The sequence below is a fragment of the Nonomuraea turkmeniaca genome (assembly GCF_005889735.1).
Lineage (GTDB): Bacteria > Actinomycetota > Actinomycetes > Streptosporangiales > Streptosporangiaceae > Nonomuraea > Nonomuraea turkmeniaca.
Window position 1 is genome coordinate 1 of sequence record NZ_VCKY01000486.1, and the last position, 2,515, is coordinate 2,515.

The window sequence follows — 2,515 nt, forward strand, 5'->3', positions numbered from 1 at the left end:
CAGATGAGGAACACCTGCCGCTGACCTCAACCGGCTGACAACCACCCGGGACTGATCCGACGGCGCCCCACCCGCGCCGCCGGATGTTGCCGCCTGCCCAGCTGAGGTCCTGTTTTCGGACTAGATGACCGAGCACCTCGAACGTCACCAGCCCGTGCCGGGCCGACAACGCCACCAGCTCCGCGCCGACCCCGTCCCGTCGCCCGGCCAGCCCCGCACGGGAGAAACTCTGCATGAACACGCCGTTGAGCGCGAAAGCCAGCAACGCCGGTTCGTCCAGGCGGCGCGCGATCTGCTCCGCCTCCTGGGCCGCTCCACGCCCGCGTGCGCCGGGCGTGCCGCGCGACTCCAGCGCGATCGTGGCCAGCAGCCGCGCCCGCACCGCGTCGGGCACGTCCGGAGGAAGATCGGCCAGGGCACGTTCGGCCGCCGCCACGACCTGCGCCGCCTGCCCCGGATCGTCCGAACGCGTCCAGATCGCCGGAACGTCGTAGGAGCCGATCACGCGCGCCGTCAGCTCCGCCTCGCCCAGCTCCTCGGCCGCCGCGATCGCCGCCACCCGATGCCGGCGCGCCGCCTCCAGCCCCGTGCCGCCGGTCACGGCGAGATCGCGCAGCAGGCCCACCGTCGACTCCAGCCGTGCCCTGGCGCCCGCCGGCACGCTGCGGTCATAGGCGGCGGCCACCTGCGCCCACACCGAGCCGGCCGTATCGGACACTGGGTCGAGATGCGGGTCATGACGCAGAATGTCGGACTCCAGGCGGCGCAGCCGCGGACCCGGATCCACCCCCAGGTGCTCGGCCAGCAGCCCGCGCGCCCGGCGCAGCACCCCGAGCGCGTCGCCCTGGCGACCAGTCCGGTACAGCGCCAGGGCCAGCAGCCGCCAGGCGTCCTCCCGCCAGGGATGCTCGGCCACGTGCGCGTCCAGGTCCGGCACCGCCTCGCCGGCCAGCCCCAGCTCCAGCCGCGCCTCGGCCCGCTGCTCGATCGCGTGCAGGCGCAGCTCGACCAGGCGCGAACGCTCCGCACGGATCCAGTCCTGGTCGGCGAACTCGGCATAGGCGGGCCCGCGCCACCAGCCCAGCGCCTCCTCCAGCCGCTCGAGAGCCTGCCCGGGCGGCAGCTCGGCGGCGGCCGCGACCGCCCGCTCGAACCGCCAGGCGTCCACCGCGTCCGGGGCGGCGCGCAGCGCGTACCCCGGCCCTTCGGTCACCAGCAGCCGCGCCGGCGCGCGCGGCGGCCGCTGCGGCTCCAGCGCCCGCCGCAGCGCCGCCACGAACGTGCGCAGCGCCCCCACCGCGCCCGGCGGCGGCTCGCCCTCCCACAGGTCCTCGGCCAGACGCGACACCGGCACGACCCGGCGGCGGGCGACGATCAGCCGGGCCAGCACCGCGCGATGCCGCGGCCCTCTGAGATCCACCACGCCGCCGGCCTCGTCCCAGGCCGTCACCGGCCCCAGCACCCCGAACCGCACCGTTCGACGGTAGCGCGCTGACCAGATGCTCATACACGCCCGGCACGCTGACCGGCACCATCTACCGCAACACGAACGGTTCGCGCCGGCCGGGGCGCCCAGGTCGCCTTCCGCGCCGTGCTCGACGCCTGGGCTCCTCGACCTGCGGCACGAGACCGTCAGCTGCGGCCGCTTCTTGATCGCCTTCGAGGTGGTGGCTCGCTAGGGTGAGGCGTTCGATCCCCTTCACCCCCCAGGAAGTGGCACGTGCCCCGACGCTACCGCTTAGGCTTACCCGCCCTGCTCATCACAGGTGTGTACCTCGTCGCGCTGGCGGTCGCCGCCGTGATCGCGCTGACCTCCGGCGACCTCGCCGCCTTGCGGCGGCTCACGCTGTTCACGGAGACGGCGAAGGACACGACGGCGGCATGGGCGAACGTACTCCTCCCGGTTCTGGTCGGCATGGCATGGGCCTGGGCGCTGTGGCAGAGCCTGCGCGGGCCGCTGGCGGGGCCGCCGCCGGAGCTGGACCGGGACGCCCGGCGGCTGAGGGTGGCGCTGTACGCCGCTGCGGGGTCCTGGCTGCTCTACCCCTTGTTGCCGGCCTGGCCCTGGTGGGCGGTGGTGCTCGACGCCGTGGTGATGTGGGTGGTCGTGCTGCTGTTCCACCCGGTGCTGGGACGCAGCCTGGAGTATGCCGATCGTGCACGAGCCGCGGGTGTGCTGGCGTACGGAGGCATCGCCGTCATCGAGGTACTCGACGTCCTCGACGTGTCCACGCCCGGGGCGGGCCTGATCTGCGGCCTGGCGGTCCTGGTCTGGACGGTGCTGGTCCTGCGGGCACAGCGGCGGGACAGCCGCTGGCGGCCGGCCACCGTCGTGTACGGCATCGCCGCCCTGGTCGCGCCGGTCGGTGTCGCGCTGGTGGGCTTGCTGCTCGCCATCCTGGAGAACCACGCCAACGACCTCACGTCGGCCGGCGACGCCCTGATGGTGATCTGGCTGGCCCGCTCCGCCCACGACCTCGCCGACCCGCGCCACCAGCCGTCCCCGGCCCCGTCC

At 74.6% G+C, this 2,515-nt stretch carries 2 protein-coding genes; one reads left to right on the forward strand and one right to left on the reverse strand.

Translation table 11 applies throughout. The features are described 5' to 3' along the window. The coding region (locus ETD86_RS53855) for an AfsR/SARP family transcriptional regulator (protein ID WP_138674309.1) at positions 1 to 1,507 on the reverse strand (1,507 nt) is incomplete at its 3' end. 213 nt (positions 1,508 to 1,720) lie between these two features. On the opposite strand from ETD86_RS53855, the gene ETD86_RS53860 reads away from it, so the two are divergent. After that, positions 1,721 to 2,515 (forward strand): hypothetical protein (locus ETD86_RS53860; protein WP_211370928.1); only part of this gene is annotated, 795 nt, incomplete at its 3' end.